Source organism: Rhizobium sp. FG113 (assembly GCF_057809895.1).
Genome location: NZ_JBMDKV010000025.1, coordinates 48,562 through 65,457 on the forward strand (window position 1 = coordinate 48,562; position 16,896 = coordinate 65,457).

16 protein-coding genes are annotated in these 16,896 nt (G+C 62.1%); 7 read left to right on the forward strand and 9 right to left on the reverse strand.

What is annotated here, in order from left to right:
• Positions 1–46 precede the first annotated feature (46 nt).
• From ACODTZ_RS32505 to ACODTZ_RS32520, 4 genes are all read right to left on the reverse strand, one after another.
• Complete coding sequence (locus ACODTZ_RS32505; RefSeq protein WP_489030984.1) at positions 47–1,237, reverse strand: TadE/TadG family type IV pilus assembly protein; 1,191 nt, start codon at positions 1,235–1,237, stop codon at positions 47–49.
• A 206-nt stretch (positions 1,238–1,443) separates the two neighbouring features.
• Positions 1,444–1,668 (reverse strand): hypothetical protein, encoded by a 225-nt coding sequence (locus ACODTZ_RS32510; protein ID WP_047509628.1) that lies wholly within the window; start codon positions 1,666–1,668, stop codon positions 1,444–1,446.
• A 34-nt stretch (positions 1,669–1,702) separates the two neighbouring features.
• On the reverse strand, positions 1,703–1,942 hold the full coding sequence (gene rpsU, locus ACODTZ_RS32515; RefSeq protein ID WP_018899825.1) for a 30S ribosomal protein S21: 240 nt from the start codon (positions 1,940–1,942) through the stop codon (positions 1,703–1,705).
• Between the two features lie 139 nt (positions 1,943–2,081).
• Entirely contained in the window at positions 2,082–2,228 is a 147-nt protein-coding gene (locus ACODTZ_RS32520; protein ID WP_018899826.1) for a hypothetical protein, read from the reverse strand.
• 420 nt (positions 2,229–2,648) lie between these two features.
• On the opposite strand from ACODTZ_RS32520, the gene rpsU (ACODTZ_RS32525) reads away from it, so the two are divergent.
• The 4 genes from rpsU (ACODTZ_RS32525) to ACODTZ_RS32540 all read left to right on the forward strand — a co-directional run bounded on the left by rpsU (ACODTZ_RS32525) (position 2,649) and on the right by ACODTZ_RS32540 (position 6,831).
• Entirely contained in the window at positions 2,649–2,864 is a 216-nt protein-coding gene (rpsU, locus tag ACODTZ_RS32525) for a 30S ribosomal protein S21 (protein ID WP_018899827.1), read from the forward strand.
• A gap of 134 nt (positions 2,865–2,998) precedes the next feature.
• Entirely contained in the window at positions 2,999–3,862 is an 864-nt protein-coding gene (locus ACODTZ_RS32530; protein ID WP_018899828.1) for a tetratricopeptide repeat protein, read from the forward strand.
• A gap of 32 nt (positions 3,863–3,894) precedes the next feature.
• Positions 3,895–4,956: an NAD(P)/FAD-dependent oxidoreductase gene (locus ACODTZ_RS32535; RefSeq protein WP_489030987.1), complete on the forward strand. Its 1,062-nt coding sequence runs from the start codon at positions 3,895–3,897 to the stop codon at positions 4,954–4,956.
• 216 nt (positions 4,957–5,172) lie between these two features.
• Positions 5,173–6,831: a sensor histidine kinase gene (locus tag ACODTZ_RS32540; RefSeq protein WP_489030999.1), complete on the forward strand. Its 1,659-nt coding sequence runs from the start codon at positions 5,173–5,175 to the stop codon at positions 6,829–6,831.
• 99 nt (positions 6,832–6,930) lie between these two features.
• Here ACODTZ_RS32540 and ACODTZ_RS32545 read toward each other — a convergent pair whose 3' ends face one another.
• From ACODTZ_RS32545 to ACODTZ_RS32555, 3 genes are all read right to left on the reverse strand, one after another.
• The gene (locus ACODTZ_RS32545; RefSeq protein WP_047509634.1) at positions 6,931–7,155 is read right to left on the reverse strand and encodes an aa3-type cytochrome c oxidase subunit IV; all 225 of its coding nucleotides are present in this window, start codon (positions 7,153–7,155) and stop codon (positions 6,931–6,933) included.
• 173 nt (positions 7,156–7,328) lie between these two features.
• The gene (locus tag ACODTZ_RS32550) at positions 7,329–8,081 is read right to left on the reverse strand and encodes an N-acyl amino acid synthase FeeM domain-containing protein (RefSeq protein WP_047509636.1); all 753 of its coding nucleotides are present in this window, start codon (positions 8,079–8,081) and stop codon (positions 7,329–7,331) included.
• Positions 8,082–8,240: 159 nt separating this feature from the next.
• Positions 8,241–10,544: a putative bifunctional diguanylate cyclase/phosphodiesterase gene (locus tag ACODTZ_RS32555; protein WP_489030990.1), complete on the reverse strand. Its 2,304-nt coding sequence runs from the start codon at positions 10,542–10,544 to the stop codon at positions 8,241–8,243.
• Positions 10,545–10,874: 330 nt separating this feature from the next.
• Between ACODTZ_RS32555 and ACODTZ_RS32560 the strand changes: the two genes are divergently transcribed.
• Together ACODTZ_RS32560 and ACODTZ_RS32565 are read left to right on the forward strand one after the other, a co-directional pair.
• Positions 10,875–11,414: a TRAP transporter small permease subunit gene (locus tag ACODTZ_RS32560; RefSeq protein ID WP_018899834.1), complete on the forward strand. Its 540-nt coding sequence runs from the start codon at positions 10,875–10,877 to the stop codon at positions 11,412–11,414.
• A 21-nt stretch (positions 11,415–11,435) separates the two neighbouring features.
• Positions 11,436–12,944, forward strand: a complete 1,509-nt coding sequence (locus tag ACODTZ_RS32565; protein WP_113009248.1) for a TRAP transporter large permease — start codon at positions 11,436–11,438, stop codon at positions 12,942–12,944.
• Positions 12,945–13,161: 217 nt separating this feature from the next.
• Here ACODTZ_RS32565 and ACODTZ_RS32570 read toward each other — a convergent pair whose 3' ends face one another.
• On the reverse strand, positions 13,162–14,268 hold the full coding sequence (locus tag ACODTZ_RS32570) for a TRAP transporter substrate-binding protein (protein ID WP_018901926.1): 1,107 nt from the start codon (positions 14,266–14,268) through the stop codon (positions 13,162–13,164).
• 301 nt (positions 14,269–14,569) lie between these two features.
• Between ACODTZ_RS32570 and ACODTZ_RS32575 the strand changes: the two genes are divergently transcribed.
• Positions 14,570–15,349 (forward strand): gamma-glutamyl-gamma-aminobutyrate hydrolase family protein, encoded by a 780-nt coding sequence (locus tag ACODTZ_RS32575; protein ID WP_489030993.1) that lies wholly within the window; start codon positions 14,570–14,572, stop codon positions 15,347–15,349.
• A 70-nt stretch (positions 15,350–15,419) separates the two neighbouring features.
• Here the strand turns inward: ACODTZ_RS32575 and ACODTZ_RS32580 are convergent, their stop codons facing one another.
• Positions 15,420–16,421 carry an adenylate/guanylate cyclase domain-containing protein gene (locus ACODTZ_RS32580; RefSeq protein ID WP_489030995.1) on the reverse strand — a complete coding sequence of 334 codons (1,002 nt, stop codon included), beginning with the start codon at positions 16,419–16,421 and terminating at the stop codon, positions 15,420–15,422.
• Between the last annotated feature and the right edge of the window lie 475 nt (positions 16,422–16,896).

Consider the following 16,896-nt stretch of genomic DNA (forward strand, 5'->3'; position numbering starts at 1 on the left):
CGCGGCTCGCTTCTCCTTAAACAGAGAGGCGAGCCGTTTCCGTTTCTCAATTCGTCAGCCGGCTCGTCGACTTGGTCGTCGCCTCGCCGATCGAGCTGAACGCGGCCGTCAGCGCGTCCATCGTGTTCGGTTCGTAATAGTTGGCCTCGGCGGAGGCGCAGAATTTTAAGAGCGCCTTGCCCTTGTCCGGCGCCATGAAGGCCACCGTATAGATCTTGATGCCGGCCGCCTTGGCGTTGGTGCATTCGTCGCGCACCGATTGGTCGAGCTTGCTCACCCAACTGCCGGTATCCCCGGTCATGTCGCCGTCGGTCATCAAGATGATGATGCGGTCGGAATTGGTGTTGTCCCTCTTTTTCTGCTCGACGCTTTCCGTGTCGGTGCCATATTGGTTCTTGGCGATGTTGGCGTTCGCCGCCTTCATCGCCGCCGTGGCGTCCGTACCATTGTTCTTTTCGATCGTTATGCCGCTTACGTGACCCCGGGCGCTCGTCGTGCCCCAGGCCATCGGCGATTGTCCCTTGATGCTGCTGGTATAGGAAATCGCGCCGCTGCGCACATACCGAGCGTTCGGATCGTACTTGTCGAGCGAATCGAACAGCTTGCCCGCAGCAATCTTCAGTGCGTCGATCTTGCTGTAATAGGCAGGCTGCGTGCCGATGCAGATGCCGAGCAGGTAGATCGCGCACTTCGTGCCGTTCTGCGTTGTCGTATCCTCGGACATCGAGGTCGATGCATCGAGAAGCACCTCGATCGAGATTCCGTTCTTCGTCGTTCCCGTGCCGCTTGTGCTCTTGCTGGCGGCCGACACGGTTCTCGTATTGCCGGCGATGAGCGCGCTAAGCGGCGTCAACGTCACCGGCATCGAGGCGGCCACGCCCACGACGAAACTTTTTCCGGACGAAGTGGTCGTCGTCGTGATCGAGACCGTGCCTGCATTCTTCGCGGCCGTAGCGGCGGTACTACCCGCAATGCTGGCCACCTGGCCGGAGAGAAAATCGAGCCCCAGCGTCTTTCCTGACGTCTCGTCGGCGGTTCCCTTCATAAGCGCGGTCGAGACGGCAAGTGCCGACGCATCCGTCGCTTCCTGCAACTGGCGCTGCGACAAAGAGAGGTTCGCGGTATCGACCGCCAGCCCCGCCACACCGACCAGTATAGGCAACACGAGCGCGGTGGTGATGCCGAAGTTTCCATCCCGGCGCCTCAGGAGACGCTTTATGTCTTGAACGTACAGCATGCTCGAAAACGAGCACGCGGCGCAAAAGTGCCAGCGCACGTTGAATCGCACTTAACCGGAGGTAAGCCTATCGGGAAGTTCGGGTCATTTTAGAACAGAGGAATAAACCACGGATCGGCGACACGGACCCAATGGGCCAGATGCCAATGTGCACAGTCAACCGATTGTCGGGAGGAACGACGCGTACCCGATCGGGGGCTCCGAGATCAGGAGGACGCGGTCTTGGACGTTGCCCGCTTTTTCTTGACGGGTTCGGCCTCAGGCGGGGCCTCGGCAGCGCGTTGCAGGCGGAGAGCCTTGAGCTTCTCCGTCTTCAATTCGCGAGCCGCGGCCTCGGCTGAAATGATCGCACGGGCCGTCGTGTCGGTCACGACAGCCTTATCGCGAGACGAGAGCTTGGCCTGGTTGAAGAATTCATCATCTGAAGTCATCTGCGCTCTCTACATCTAAGCGTTGGGCCAGCCTTTAGCGGGCCGGACGCACAGCCTTCTTCGGTGCAGGAAGCAGGCCTTCGCGCTGCAGCTTCTTGCGGGTCAGCTTGCGCTGGCGGCGAACGGCTTCTGCCTTTTCGCGCACGCGCTTTTCCGACGGCTTTTCATAGGCGCTGCGCGCCTTGAATTCGCGGAAGAGACCTTCGCGCTGCATCTTCTTCTTCAGGACGCGGAGCGCCTGGTCGACATTGTTATCCCTGACGAGAACCTGCAAATTGTATTCCTTTCTTGCGGCAACGAATTGCCGGTTTGTGACGAGCCGAAAACTGTTTCCCGCCCTTGGCGCCATAAGCGAGGCCGGGATGTCTTGACGGCAATCGTCGCGGTTTCGTGTCTGGCATCGAGGATGCCGGCTAAGTGGTGCCGAAATCGCCGCCGGCAATTTCAACAATCGAGACCCAGGGCCCCGAAACGGTCTGAACTGCTGCGCCGGAGGATCGAAATCCTGAGGCGACCGGCAAAAAGCCGATCCTCGCAGCGATACCAATGATCACTTCCAATGCGAGGCATTTCCCGACAATTGCGTGCCGGGCATGATCGATTTTGAGAGGAGATCTGACGGAGCGATTGGGCTCTTTGACAAAGGTCACAAGCAATAGTCGATGGCGCAATTATAGTGCAAACGACAGCCGATGCAAGGAACGAACCGGAATTAGCCGCCAAGCCCTGCCGCCACGGGGCTTTCGGGCACCGCATGGGGCACTTGTGGCGCGATGCGAGGGGGAAAATACCTTTTGCGCCAATGCGAGCCTGGATTGCAGGGTTTTTTCGGCTGAAACCCGCTGATCCATATGGACTTCGGCCAAGTGATCTGCTATCCCGCACACCAATCGCGAGGCGCTGCCGCGCGGAATGAACATTTTTTGCCTCTGTCATTGGGATGACCCAGGCATCAACCGAACCAAAGGAACGTGATTCTCGTGCAGGTACTCGTCCGCGACAACAATGTTGACCAGGCTCTCCGCGCTCTCAAGAAGAAAATGCAGCGCGAAGGCATTTTCCGCGAAATGAAGATGCGCGACTACTACGAAAAGCCTTCGGAAAAGCGCGCTCGCGAAAAGGCTGAAGCTGTTCGTCGCGTTCGCAAGCTGGCCCGCAAGCGCCTTCAGCGCGAAGGCGGAGTTGCTGCACGCTAAGGCGTTCCCGTCGTTATTTCGACGTTTTCAGATGCATGTTGGCGGGGGCGATCTGGTCGCCACCGCCTTTTTTGTTTGCTGCTTCGCCTGCCCGTCTCAAGACCGGCCGGCCGTAATGGGGAAAACGAGCCCGCATGGCTGATACGATGTTGAATGCCCGATCCTTGCGTTCGTCGACGAAAATGACCGCCCTGCCCGTGCTGGCGCTGGTCGCCGCTCTCGGCCTCGCCGGCTGCACCACGAACAGCACCTCCGATGCCGTCATCCGCATCGACAAGGCCCAGGGCTCGCAGGAAAACATCGCATCGCTGACCTCGGTCATCAACGCCAACCCGCGCGATCCCGAAGGCTACAACGTCCGCGGCTCCGCCTATGGTCGCGGCGGCGATTTCCGCGCGGCGCTGAACGATTTCAACACCGCCCTGCAGATCAATCCGAAGTTCTACCAGGCCTACGCCAACCGCGCGCTCGTCTACCGCAACATGGGCCAGCAGCAGCAGGCGATCCAGGATTACAATTCGGCACTGCAGATCAACCCGAACTACGACGTGGCTCTGATCGGCCGCGGCAACGTCTACCGCACCGCCGGCCAGGACGATGCCGCCTTCAACGATTTCAACAAGGCGATCCAGAACGGCACCACCGACGGCCGCGCCTACCACAATCGCGGCCTGATCTTCCAGAAGCGCAACGACCAGGCCAAGGCGATCGACGATTTCTCCAAGGCGATCTCGCTCTCGCCGAACTCGCCGGAGCCCTATAACGGCCGCGGCATTTCCTACATCGCGCTGAATGACGACGACAACGCCTTCGCGGACTTCAACCACGCGATCGAGCTGAACGGCAACATCGCGGAGAGCTGGGCGAACCAGGCGCTGGTCTACGAGCGCCGCGGCGACAAGCAGAAGGCCGCCCGCTCCTATCGCCACGCGATCGGCCTCAGCCCGAAGTACCAGCCTGCCAAGGACGGCCTCGCCCGCGTAAGCGCCGCCGGCTGATCCGGCCTAATCAGCGAAGGATAAAGACGACGATGGCTGCCAAACCGCATGTGATCGTCGTCGGCGCCGGCATCATCGGCGCCTCCATCGCCTGGCATCTGGCCCGCGACGGCGCAAGGGTCACTGTTGTCGCCGAGGATAATGGCGGCGTCGCCACCCCCTGCTCCTTCGCATGGATCAACGCCAGCTGGGGCAATCCCGAATTCTACTATCGCTTCCGCCGCCGCTCGATGGCCGAGTGGAAGAGATTGGCCGGAGAACTGCCCGGCCTGCCGCTCGAATGGTGCGGCAGCCTCTCATGGGACCTGCCGCCGGAGCGGCTGGACGCCTTCATCGCCGAGCACGGCGCCTGGGGCTACGGCATCGAACGCATCGATGGCGATGCGATCCGTAAGCGCGAACCTCATCTCGCCAATTATCCCGACCACGCCGTGGTCGTTGCCGAGGAAGGCGCCGTCGTGCCTGTCGCCACCGCCCGCATGATGCTCGCCGATGCCAAGACGCGCGGCGCGACCGTCATCGACGCCGCCGTGCGCGGGCTGTTGCGCACCGGCGAGCGCATCTCCGGCGTGGTGACGTCGGCAGGCGTGATGGAGGCTGATCATGTCGTCCTCGCATCCGGCGCCGGCACCGCACCCTTGACCGCAAGCATCGGCATCACGCTGCCGATCGAAACGCCCGCCGGCCTCATCGTCCATTCCCGCCCGCATGCAAGGCTCTTGAACGGCCTCGTCATGGCGCCGGAGCTGCACATGCGCCAGACATCAGAGGGCCGCATCATCGCCGGCAGCGATTTCGGCGGCGGTCAGCCGGGCGAGGACCAGCATGCGACGGCGCAAGCCCTGTTCGCCAAGGTGAAGGCAGCACTTGCCGACAGCCAGTCGCTCGCCATGGACTTCTTCACCGTCGGCTACCGCCCGACGCCGAAGGACGGTTTCCCTATGATCGGCGATGTCTGCGACGGCCTCTATATCGCCGTCATGCACTCCGGCGTGACGCTGGCGCCACTGGCTGGCCTGCTCGCCTCCAGCGAGATTTTGCAGGGCGAGAGCGATCCGATGCTCGCGCCGTTCCGGCCCACCCGCTTCCTCTGACAACGCAAGCAGCGCTGACCGACAAATGCCCTCGGCTATGTTTTAGTATGTTGCAAGCGATCCCCCCTGCCCCTAACATGCGACACGTTCGATAGCAGGCTATCGGGAATGTGATAGCGCGTTGAGGGCGGATATCGTGATTGAAGTCTCTGCTGTTACCTGTTGGAAACTTGTGTCCGCGGCCGCTCTCTCACGCGTCAGGCGGTGCCAGTGCCGATGAAGCGTAGCCTGCGTTTCTTCCCCAAGGCTTCGATCGGTACATACCTGATCGCGATGGCTGTTGCCGTGGCGCTCCCCATTTTCGCGCTGGTGGCGCTGTTGCTCGGCCAGCTGGAAGACAGCCAGCGTTCGATCCTGAAGCGCGAGACCGCGCAGGACGCGACCGCTCTAGCCCGCACTGTCGACCGCCAGCTGCAGGACATGGCGACCACGCTGCGGCTGCTCTCGACCTCGCCAGAACTCGAGCACGACGATTTCGCCGCCTTCCATAACCGCACAGAAACCGCGATGCGTGGCGACACGCTCTACGTGCTGGCGGTGGACAAATCGGGCCAGCTCCTTCTCAACACCCGCGTCGATTACGGCACGCCACTCGGCAAGGTGGCCAATCTGCCATCGGTCGAATCGGTCATCCGCTCCGGCCGCATCGAGGCATCCGATGTCTTCATGGGCCGCACCAGCGGCGAATGGGTCTACAATGTCGCCATGCCCGTCAAGATCGGCGACGTCGCGGCCCTGATCGTCACCCAGAACGCCAAGGACCTCGCCAAGATGGTCTCGACGGAGGGCCTGTCGTCCGACTGGTCGGCCGCTATCCTTGATCAGAGCGGCCATGTCGTCGCCTCCGCCGGCGCCACCAACCTCGCCTTCGGCCAGCCTTTCGACCCGCGCATTCTGCCTCAGCTGATCAATTCGAGCGGCGTCTACGAGGATAGCGTCATCATGCCAAAGGCTCTGCTCGGCTATGCGCAGATCCCCGGCTGGTCTTGGAAGGCCGTGGTCTGGGGACCGGTCGCCACCGCCCAGGCCTCGATCCTCACGACATGGCGCTTCCTGATCATCGGCGGCATCGCGCTGTTTCTGGTCGCCATCTTCGGCGCCTATATCGTCGCCCGCCAGGTCCGCACCACCATCCGAGCCATCGCCGACATGGCAAACCGCATGGGCGAAGGCCACATCGTCGCGCCGATCGAAACCAGCGTGATCGAGGCAAACCGCGTCGCCGTGGCCCTCTCCAACGCCTCCTTCGACCGCAGCCAGACGGAAGACCGGCTGCATTTCGTCATGAACGAGCTCGTCCACCGCACCAAGAACCTGCTTGCGCTCGCCCAGGCGATGATGCGCCAGATCGCCCGGCAGGCAAGCTCGGTCGAGGAATACCAGGCAGCCGTCGCCGATCGTCTGGAGGGGCTGGCGCGCTCCATCCAGCTTCTGACCAGCGAACAATGGGCCGGCGCGTCGCTACGCCGCGTCATCGACATCCATCTCGAAGCCTTCCCCCACGCCCTGCAGCAGATCGAGGTGACGGGCACCGATTTCATGCTGAAGCCCGAAGCCGTGCAGAACCTAGGCCTCACCCTGCATGAGCTCGCCACCAATTCGATCAAGTACGGCGCGCTCTCCGTCCCCCAGGGCCGCGTCCGGCTCTACTGGCAGAGCATCCAGGAAGACGAGCACACCGAGGAGATGCTCCGCGTCGTCTGGGACGAGCGAAACGGCCCGCCTGTGACAGCACCCGAGCGCTCCGGCTTCGGCACGACCGTCATCAAGAACCACGCCGCCGCCGCCTTCAGCGGCAGCGTCCATGTCGACTTCCGCCCGGAAGGCCTGCGCTGGGAACTGACGGCGCCGCGCCGCGTGCTGCAGCGCGACTGAGACGATCGACTGCCTGATATGCGCGCACGAACGAAATCCGGGTAGTCACCCACCCGGATCGATCATTTCAAATTATCTGGATAAGCTCGTTAGCCGCGCTTAGCGCAGCAGCACGAGGCCGGCGATGAAGACGATCAGCAGCACCACGATGCCGCCGAGCAGGCCGGCGCCTGCGAAGAAGCCGGCGGTCATGCCGAGCAGCAGCGCAACGAGGAACAGCGTGCCGAACTTCGCGGCCACCAGGAACATGTTGTAGGTCTGCTCGTGCGCTGGATAGTCCATCGGCGCGCCGACTTCGGCGGGTCCGGTATTGTGCTCGGCCATGCTTGTCATCTCCCTGAAACCCCGGCCCGCAATATGATGCGGCCGCATGCCTTTCTCATCCACGCGCTCCCACGCGCAAATGTCCCGCTAGAGGAATTACACAAAGCCCGGAAAAGCGCAATGCATGAGAATGCCGCAGGCGAGCGGCCGTCTCATGCATTGCTGATCGCCGCTCAAAGCGGCAGATCGGTTCCGAGATCGCCCTCGGGCATGAAGCGCGCCGTGGGAATGATGTTGAGCGGCGGCATGCCCCCGACGGGATCGCGCGAGAACATCATCCGCTGCTCGCTGGCGCTGGAGATGAAGAACGGATAGCGCGTCAAGAGCTTGCGGCCGACCTCGATCACATTGGTCGCCATCAGCGTCAGCTCGAAGCCGTAGGTCTCTGTCATCCGGTTGGCGACGACGGTATCGGCGTAAAAGACGCGCTTGTAGAAAGCCGCATGCGCGGGGCGCACATGCTGCATCACGCGGTCGGCCCTGAAGTGTGCGGCCGCCACGATGTTCGGCCGCAGCGTCAGGTAAGGCAGCCACGGCAACTCGGTGCTGAGCTCCGGATCGGCGGCGAACCGCGCCGGATCGACGAGGCTGAGGCCGGCATCGAGGAACGCATCCATCTCGGCCGGAAAGATCCCACCCGATTGCGACACGCGATGATCGGGTGTCACGTGGTGGATGCGGATCGTGCTGACCAGTTGCTCGTAATAGTAGAGACCAAACACATAGGCCTGGCTGTCGAAGTCGGCATCGTCGATCATCGACTTGGCCGCGACAGGCAGCACCTCGCGCGCCTTGTAGGCTTTGTAACGCAGCCGCTCGACCTCTTCCATGTCCTCACCGCTCTCAATACGGCGGTATTCCACGTGGTCCATTATTTCGAGAATTTTGCTGCTGAAATCACTCGTCTTTAAAGAGTTGTCCACCATTGCATCCCGGCCCAAAAGTTAATGGGCCATTAATCATATGGAACCGCGAGAAGGGCAAGAATTAATTAAAATTTGCCTTAGATTTGAGCTGTTAAGGTTAACGCGAACACGGAAAACACACGCTTATAAGCGTGGTCTTAAACATTCTGACGGGTGGATTTATGCAACTCTCGGGCGTTTGCGCGGCGTCGAGCGGCGGCTCAGGCTCTGCGAGAGGAGCACGATGTTCTGCGACGGAACGGCCGGCGAGAACACGTAGCCCTGGACGAGATCAGTCGCCCGGTACTTGTTGAGAAGCGCCAGCTGCTCGGTCGTCTCGACACCCTCGGTGACGATCTTCAGGCCGAGCTCGCGCGCCAGGTTGACCGTGCCGCGCAGCAACTTCAGGCGGCGACCATCCTCGACGATGTTGCGCAGGAAGGAGCGGTCGATCTTGACGATATCAAGCGGCAGCGTGTCGAGATAGCTGAGGCTGGAGAAGCCGGTGCCGAAGTCGTCGATGGCAATCGTGATGCCCGAGGCGCGAAGCTGCGCCAGGATGGCGCGCACGGCGGCCGGCTCGTCGATCAGGCAGCTTTCGGTGATCTCCAGATGCAGCCGCTCCGGCTCCAGGCCGGAATTGTCGAGCGCCTGGGCAACGACCGCCAGGATATCGGCGTCGCGCAGGTCGCGCGCCGAGAGGTTGACCGAGACGGCGACGTGCTCCGGCCAGGTCATGCAGTCGGCGCAGGCCTTCATCAGCACGAAGCGGGTGATCTCGGAGATGATGCCCATCTCTTCGGCGAGACGGATGAAGACATCCGGCGGGATCGAGCCCTTCTCGGGGTGCACCCAGCGCGACAGCGCCTCGGCGCATTCGATCCGCGTGCCATCGGCCTTGAACATCGGCTGGTAGGCGACGCTGAGGCCCTGGTTGGCGACGGCTTCGCGCAGATCCGCCTTCAGCTTCTGCTGCTCGATATAGCGGCCATCCATTTCGCGCTCGAAGCCGGCAATGCCGCCGCGCTCCTTGGACTTTGCTTCCGATAGCGCGAGATCGGCCTTGATGCTCCATTCGTCCATGGCGAATGCATCGCTCTCGAGGATCGCGAAGCCGGCCGAGAGCGAGACCAGGAAGGTCACGTCATCGGCTTCGTAATTACCCTGGATCGCGGTGTGGACGCGCCGAATCTCGGCGTCGAGCGCCTCGTTATCCTTGGCATGCGGGAAGAACAGGATGAACTGGTCACCCATCAGGCGGCCGACGATGGCCTTGCGCGCCTGTTCCTCGATCCGGTTGGCGATATTGCACAGCAGATGGTCGCCGGTGATATGGCCGCGCATATCGTTGACGTGCTTGAACTCGTCGATATCGAGAACCATGAAGCCGACAGGGCCGCGCTTCTTGTGGTGCTTGTTGAGATAATCCTGCACGAGATGGCTGAAATACTCGCGGTTCGGCAGCCCCGTCAGCGCGTCGTAGCGCACCATGTGCAAGATCTTCTGCGCCGCCTTCACGCGGCTCGACACATCCTCGAAGATCAAGACGGCGCCGCCATCGGCGCGGCGGCTGGCGGAAAACTCGAGCGACAAGTCTTCGGGGAAATGAATGAGCGTGCGCGACAACTTGCCTTCGGCGACATGCGTCATCTGCCTGAGGATCAGCTCCGGCTGCGTCGAATCCATGAAGCTGTAGCGCGCGCCATAGCGCAGCACCGCGCCGAGATCGCGGTCCTTCAGCCGGCCAGGATCGCCGATCTTCAGGAGATCGCAGGCCTTGCGGTTGATCACCTGGATGCGGTTTTCCGGATCGACCATGACGAGGCCGTGCGGCATGTTGTTAAGCGCCGTGTCGAAACGATCGGCGATCTGGGTGATCTCGCGGCGGGCAATCACGTTCTCATAGAGAAACTCGCGCACGCCATTTGCCATGGCCCGCGTCGTCAGGCCGAACGGGATGAGAAACACCGACAGCATGGTGCGATAGAAATCGAGCGCCATAAGGCTGCAGAGGATCATCGGCAGGCAGCAGGCCAGCGTCTGCAGGTCGATCGCCTTCTGCGAACCATAGTTGCGGCCGACGACCGAGACCATGGAGGCCATCGTCACCGCCGTGCAGGCGAGTTCGGCGAACGGGTCCTGCAGGAAGAAGATCGCGTAGCCGCTGCCGATGCCGAGAATGGCGGCGGTCGAGGCGGCACCGATCACATAGACCGTTTCCCAATGCTCGATCCGCTCGCGCGAAAGCGTCGACTTGTCCACCTTGTCGAACATGCGAAAGGTGATCATGCGCGCGACAAAGACGATGAGGAACGCGATGGAGAGCAGGACGTAAAACGGGGAATCGGTTTTGGCGGCGACGGCGAGAAACGCGACGACATGCACGGCCACACCCGCGACGAGCGTCATCCGGTTCCCGAAAAGGGAACTCACGAAAGACAGATATACGTCAGTAGGGACCCTGTTCGGGTTATGTGGCTTCATCCATACTTTCCCTGTGCGGCGAAACATTACCGCCAACCCTTTAAAAATTGATTTCAGGCCACGCACACATTTGGTTGATTTTTCTACAATCTTAGCGAGAGCTACGACGCGAATCGGCTGTTTTTGCAGCTTGTCGGGGATGTTTTACAATAAGGCGGTCCATCCAGAGGTTGTCGCCATCCTCCCCGGCAAGTGCTGCTGGCGGTTCGCCCGCCATATAAGACTATAATCCAACATCCGGGCTTTCCGCTTCCAATTTCAGGGTCCCTGATCTACCACTTGAGGTGGGAGAGCATGGGGTAAAACCCATGAAATAGGAGGGGGAAAGGCATGCCGGTTTTTCTAGCCGCCAGCCGGCTGATCGATGCTGTCAGCCAGTTCATGGGCAAGCTGTCCGAATATATGGTGCTGTTCTGTTGCCTGATCAGCGCCGCCAACGCGCTGATCCGCTACACCTTCAATTACAGCTCCAACGGCTGGCTCGAGATCCAGTGGTATCTCTTCGCCTTCGTCGTCGTGCTCGGCGCCGCCCATACGCTGCGAATGAACGAACATGTCCGCGTCGACCTGATCTACGGCTCGGTGTCCGACCGGGCGCGTCTGTGGATCGACACGATCGGCCTGATCGTCTTCCTGCTTCCGGCCTGCATCTTCCTCACATGGCTCTGCTGGCCCTTCTTCTGGCTTTCCTATGTCCAGCACGAGGTCTCTTCCAACGCCGGCGGGCTGATCCGCTGGCCGGTCAAGCTCATCCTGGTCGCGGGCTTCGGCCTTTTGACGCTGCAGGGTCTCTCCGAGCTGATCAAGCGCATCGCCGCGCTGACGGGTCATTTGGTCGTCGAGACCAAATACGAAAAGCCGCTGCAGTAACCGCGACCGGGAGGAAAGCCATTGTTCGATTTCGGCATCATTCCGCCGGCCATGTTCGTGGGCATGGTCCTGTTCATGCTCTACGGTTTCCCGGTGGCCTTTTCGCTCGCCGCCGTCGGCCTGTTCTTCGGCATCATCGGCGTCGCCACCGGCCATTTCAGCGAGGCCTTCCTGCAGGCGCTCCCATTGCGCTTCTTCGGCATCGTCTCCAACGATCTCCTGCTCGCCATCCCCTTCTTCACTTTCATGGGCGCCATCCTGGAGCGCTGCGGCCTGGCGGAGGACCTGCTCGAGGGCATGGGCAAGCTCTTCGGCCGCATCCCCGGCGGCCTTGCCTATGCGGTCATCCTCGTCGGCGCGGTGCTCGGCGCCATCACCGGAACGGTCGCCGCCTCCGTCATCACCATGGGCGTCATCTCGCTGCCCATCATGCTGCGCTACGGCTATAGCCCGAGGCTCGCCACCGGTGTCATCGCGGCATCCGGCACCATCACCCAGGTCATCCCGCCCTCCCTCGTCCTCGTCGTCCTCGCCGATCAGCTCGGCAAGTCGGTGGGCGACATGTATCTCGGCGCCATCGGCCCCTCGATCCTGCAGGTGGCGATCTTCATGATCTACATCCTGATCCTGTCGATCGTGAAACCCGCCTCCGTGCCGCCGTTACCGAAGGAGGTGCGCGGCGATTTCACCTGGGCGCTGCTCTTCAAGGTTCTGTCGGGCATGGTGCCCTCGATCGTGCTGATCTTCCTCGTGCTTGGCACCATCTTCATGGGTCTCGCGACCCCCACCGAAGCCGGCGCGCTCGGCGTCGTCGGCGCCATGGCGCTCGCCGCCATGCACCGCCGCCTGACCTGGCCGCTGATGCAGGAAGCGATGCGCTCCACCATGCATATCACGTCCATGGTGGTGATGATCCTGATCGGCTCCACCTGCTTCAGCCTCGTCTTTCAGGGCATGGACGGCTCGCGCTGGATCGAGCACATGCTCTCGGGCATCCCCGGCGGCCCGGTCGGCTTCCTGATCTTCGTCAACATCTTCATCTTCGTGCTCGCCTTCTTCCTCGATTTCTTCGAGATCGCCTTCATCGTCATCCCGATGCTGGCCCCGGTTGCCTCCGCGCTCGGCATCGACCTGATCTGGTTCGGCGTGCTGATCTGCGTCAACATGCAGACGAGCTTCATGCACCCGCCCTTCGGCTTCGCACTCTTCTATCTCCGCTCGATCGCCGACCGCAGCGTCAAGACCTCCGACATCTACATGGGCGCCCTGCCCTGGGTCGGCATGCAGCTCATCCTCGTCGCCATCGTGATCTTCTGGCCGCAATCGGTGACCTACTGGCTGAAGAAGGGGCCGGAGGTGGATCTGAACACGATCAAGATCGAGGTCCCTGGCTTTGGCGGCAACGGGCTTGGTACTCCACCCGGCATGCCGGGCCTGGCGCTGCCGCCGATGAACGGCTTGCCGGGGCAGCCGCCGGCGCAGGTGAAGCCCGCGCAGCCGGATTTGAGCCAGCCGCCGGTGATCAAGTAGGGGTTTCAGTTGGATAGGGGGTAGATAACTCGGAGCCCGGAGCCCCCTCATCCCCGGTGCAGCAAGCTGCACCTGAACCCTTCGGGCCACCTTCTCCCCGCTGGGGCGAAGGGAAGATGGAGCGAGCGGCTCGCCCCGAGTCTCTTCTCCCCAGCGGGGAGAAGGTGCCGGCAGGCGGATGAGGGGGCCAAACGGCAGAACGTCAGCCCCCTCAAATTCAGATCTTCCCAGCCCGCTGCTGGATCATCATGAACGTGTCGAACGTATATTCCGACAGCTGCATCCAGAGATACGCGTCGCGCTTGAACGCCGTCTGATCCTCGTAGATCTTCTTGAAGTAGGGATTGGACGCCGAAATCTCCGCATAGATCCCAAGCGATGCCTGGAAGCAGGCTTCCATGATCTCCTGGCTGAAGGGCCTGAGCGTAGCACCCTCGGAGACCAGCTGCTTCAGCGCCGGCGGGTTCTTCATGTCGTACTTCGCCATCATGTTGGTGTTGGCAAACGCGCAGGCATCGGTGAGTGCCGCCTGGTAGTGCTTCGGCAGGCTATTCCACTTTTCCAGGTTGAAGAAGGCGTGCACCGTAGGCCCGCCCTCCCACCAGCCGGGATAGTAGTAATACTTCGCGACCTTATGCAGGCCGAGCTTCAGGTCGTCGTATGGGCCGACGAACTCGGAGGCGTCGATCGTGCCCTTTTCCAGCGCCGGATAGATATCGCCGCCGGCGATCTGCTGCGGGATGACGCCGAGCTTGCTGATCACCTGGCCGGCGAGGCCGGCAATGCGCATTTTCACGCCCTTCAGATCATCCAGCGTATTGATTTCCTTGCGGAACCAGCCGCCCATCTGGGCGCCGGTATTGCCCGCCGGCAGGCCGTAAATGCCCTGCGTGGCGTAGAATTCGTTCATCAGCGTATTGCCGTTGCCCTCGTAGAACCAGGCATTGGTGAGGCGCCCGTTGAGCCCGAAGGGAATGGCGGTGCCGATCGCGTAGGTCGGGTCCTTGCCGACGAAGTAATAGGAGCAGGTGTGCGCCGCTTCCACCGTTCCGGCGCTGACGGCATCGGCCGCCTGCAGGCCGGGAATGATTTCGCCGGCGGCAAAGGGCTGGATGGTGAAATTGCCGTCGGTCGATGCGGCCAGATGCTTGGCGATATCGTCGGCCGCGCCATAGATCGTGTCCAGGCTCTTCGGAAACGACGATGTCATGCGCCAGGCGATCTTCGGATTTTCCTGGGCGATGGCGGGTGCCGCCAGAGCCGAGGCAGCAACGGCGCCGACGCCCGCTGTTCCTGCCTTCTTGAAGAATGAACGACGATCCATCAAAAACCTCCCATTGTTGGTTCAGCAGGGCCAAACTCTCCCCACCCGCGGAACGAGGGAAGCTAAGCATGCGGACGCAGGTGATTCAAGCGCCGGCCTATTAGTCTTTGGGATCACGACACCAATATGGCGAGTAGCGCATTTCGATCGGAATCAGCGGCTTAGTCGTCTCGTTGCCGTCTCGTCGCGTGGGCGGCGCATGGCTTTGCCGCAATTTGGCCGGGCACATCAGGCACACGTTGACAGGAAAGCCGTTCTGGTTTCTCTCATTGGCAAGAGATGATCGCCCTCAGGATAGACAATGACCAAGCCCATCGTCGCCGTTCCCGCCGATATCCGCAGCTTTGACGGCGCCACCTGGCATGCCGTGCAGCACCAATATGTCCGCGCCGCGCTGAACGCATCAGGCGTCATGGCCTTCATCATCCCGGCCTTCGAGGAAGGCTACGACATCGACGCCATTCTCGACCGCGTCGACGGCGTCCTCGTTTCCGGCTCGGCCAGCAACGTCCACCCCGCGCGCTACGGCAAGGAAGCGACCGAGGCCGACGGCCCCTTCGACCCCGCCCGCGACGCGACCTCGCTGCCCCTCATCCGCCGCGCCATCGACCGCGCCATCCCGCTGCTCGCCATCTGCCGCGGCATCCAGGAACTGAACGTCGCGCTCGGCGGCACGCTCGCCAGCGAGATCCAGGACCAGCCCGGCATCTGGGACCACCGCAAGCCCGATAATGTCGACCGCGACGGCATGTACGCGATCCGCCAGAACGTGCATGTCAGAGAAGGTTCCTGCATCGCAGGCATTGTCGGCTCCGGCGAGATCAAGGTGAACTCACTGCACCGCCAGGCAATCGCCGAGACAGCACCCCGCCTTGCGGTCGAAGCTGTCGCCGAGGACGGCACGGTCGAGGCCGTCTCCGTCATCGACGCAAAAGCCTTTGCCGTCGGCGTGCAATGGCATCCCGAATACTGGGCCGAAACCGACAAGCCCTCCAACCAGCTCTTCACCGCATTCGGCGACGCCGTCCGCGACTATGCAGCGACCAAGCTGCCGGCCAAGGCTACGAAGGTGGTGGCGTAGGCCGAGAAAAACTCTTTGTTTTATCGCATGTCGTCGCCGCAAAACCGCTGCACACTTTTGCGCGACATGCTTAGCCCCGCCGCGCCCAGCGCAGGCCGCCCACGACGGCGATGGCAAGAAGCGGCCAGATCGCCCAGAAGGTGCCGTGCCATGAGAGAAGGTTGATGCCGATCAGCCCGAGCGCCGAGATGGCAAGCGCCACAAGCCGCGCATCGAACCGCTCCTGCAGATGCGCCCAGCGCATCGCCGCGACATAGGCCAGCGCCAAGAGCGGCCAAGCCGCCCAGAAGACCCCGTGCCATGTCAGCGTGTTGATGACGACGAGTGCTGCCGCGATCACGCCGAGCACCGCAAGGTTCCGTCGCTGGTCCGCGCTCTGGCCCTCGCGCTGACCCGGCAACACGCCGGCCATCGGACCCGGTCGATTACCGCCCAACGGACCCGGCCCCGCCGATTGAGCCGCAGCGCCCGACGGCATCCCGGCGGCACGCACATGCCCCGCCGCCGCATCGCCAGCACCGTCCCCGATCCTGACGACATAGCTCGGCACCGCCTCGGCGACGTTCTTCACGTTCAGCGGCCCGAGGAAATCGAACCCGACAGCTACCTTGTTGCGCACCTGGTCGTAAACAGTGTTCGAAATCACCACGCCGCCGGCCGGTGCCTGCGCCTGCAGCCGCGCGGCGATATTGACGCCGTCGCCATAGATATCGCTGCCCTCGACGATCACGTCGCCAAGATTGATGCCGATGCGAAACAGCATGCGGCCATCGGCAGGCCGGGCGGCGTTCAACCCCGCGAGCTCGTTCTGCACGTCGACGGCGGCGCGCACCGCCTCGACCACGCTCGGAAACTCGGCGATCAGCCCGTCTCCCCAGGTATTGACCACCCGCCCGCCATGCGCCTCAATCAGCCGGGACATCCGGTCGCGATATCGCTTCAGCGTCTCGAGCGTCCCCTCCTCGTCGACGCCCATCAGCCGCGTATAGTCCTGCACATCCGCCGAAAAGATCGTCGTCAGCTTGCGCTGCGTCTCACTCGGAACCTCCGCCACCTCGCCTCCCCCTCGCATGACCTCGTGCGTTGCATCCTAGCGCCAAGTGTCCATGAAAGTCGAGCAAATGGGACCGTGCGCAGATCCTCGGGACGAGCCCGAGGATGACGTCGAAAGGATGTTTGCCCCGGTGTTTCAATAGGTTACGGAGATGCGCCATTTACTCAGCCGTCATCCTCGGGCTCGTCCCGAGGATCTAAGCACGCATCCAAGAATGCAACGGAAATGGGGAAGCAGGACGGCGGCAGTAGACGAAACTGTCATTGCAGACGTTGGCCGATCTTTGGCGTGGCCTACCCGCTGCCGACGAGACGACACTGCTGACTTCTTGCTGGCGCCAAGTGTCCATGAAAGTCGAGCAAATCGGACTGTGCGCAGATCCTCGGGACAAGCCCGAGGATGACGTCGAAAGGATGTTTGCCTCGGTGTTTCAATAGATTACGGAGATGCGCCATTTACTCAGCCGTCATCCTCGGGCTCGTCCCGAGGATCT

Excerpts from the sequence above, each read along its gene's own strand:
- ACODTZ_RS32505 (WP_489030984.1), bottom strand. The coding sequence starts at position 1,237 with ATGCTGTACGTTCAAGACATAAAGCGTCTCCTGAGGCGCCGGGATGGA.
- ACODTZ_RS32510 (WP_047509628.1), bottom strand. The coding sequence starts at position 1,668 with ATGACTTCAGATGATGAATTCTTCAACCAGGCCAAGCTCTCGTCTCGC.
- ACODTZ_RS32530 (WP_018899828.1), top strand. The coding sequence starts at position 2,999 with ATGGCTGATACGATGTTGAATGCCCGATCCTTGCGTTCGTCGACGAAA.
- ACODTZ_RS32535 (WP_489030987.1), top strand. The coding sequence starts at position 3,895 with ATGGCTGCCAAACCGCATGTGATCGTCGTCGGCGCCGGCATCATCGGC.
- ACODTZ_RS32540 (WP_489030999.1), top strand. The coding sequence starts at position 5,173 with ATGAAGCGTAGCCTGCGTTTCTTCCCCAAGGCTTCGATCGGTACATAC.
- ACODTZ_RS32545 (WP_047509634.1), bottom strand. The coding sequence starts at position 7,155 with ATGGCCGAGCACAATACCGGACCCGCCGAAGTCGGCGCGCCGATGGAC.
- ACODTZ_RS32550 (WP_047509636.1), bottom strand. The coding sequence starts at position 8,081 with ATGGTGGACAACTCTTTAAAGACGAGTGATTTCAGCAGCAAAATTCTC.
- ACODTZ_RS32555 (WP_489030990.1), bottom strand. The coding sequence starts at position 10,544 with ATGAAGCCACATAACCCGAACAGGGTCCCTACTGACGTATATCTGTCT.
- ACODTZ_RS32560 (WP_018899834.1), top strand. The coding sequence starts at position 10,875 with ATGCCGGTTTTTCTAGCCGCCAGCCGGCTGATCGATGCTGTCAGCCAG.
- ACODTZ_RS32570 (WP_018901926.1), bottom strand. The coding sequence starts at position 14,268 with ATGGATCGTCGTTCATTCTTCAAGAAGGCAGGAACAGCGGGCGTCGGC.
- ACODTZ_RS32575 (WP_489030993.1), top strand. The coding sequence starts at position 14,570 with ATGACCAAGCCCATCGTCGCCGTTCCCGCCGATATCCGCAGCTTTGAC.
- ACODTZ_RS32580 (WP_489030995.1), bottom strand. The coding sequence starts at position 16,421 with ATGCGAGGGGGAGGCGAGGTGGCGGAGGTTCCGAGTGAGACGCAGCGC.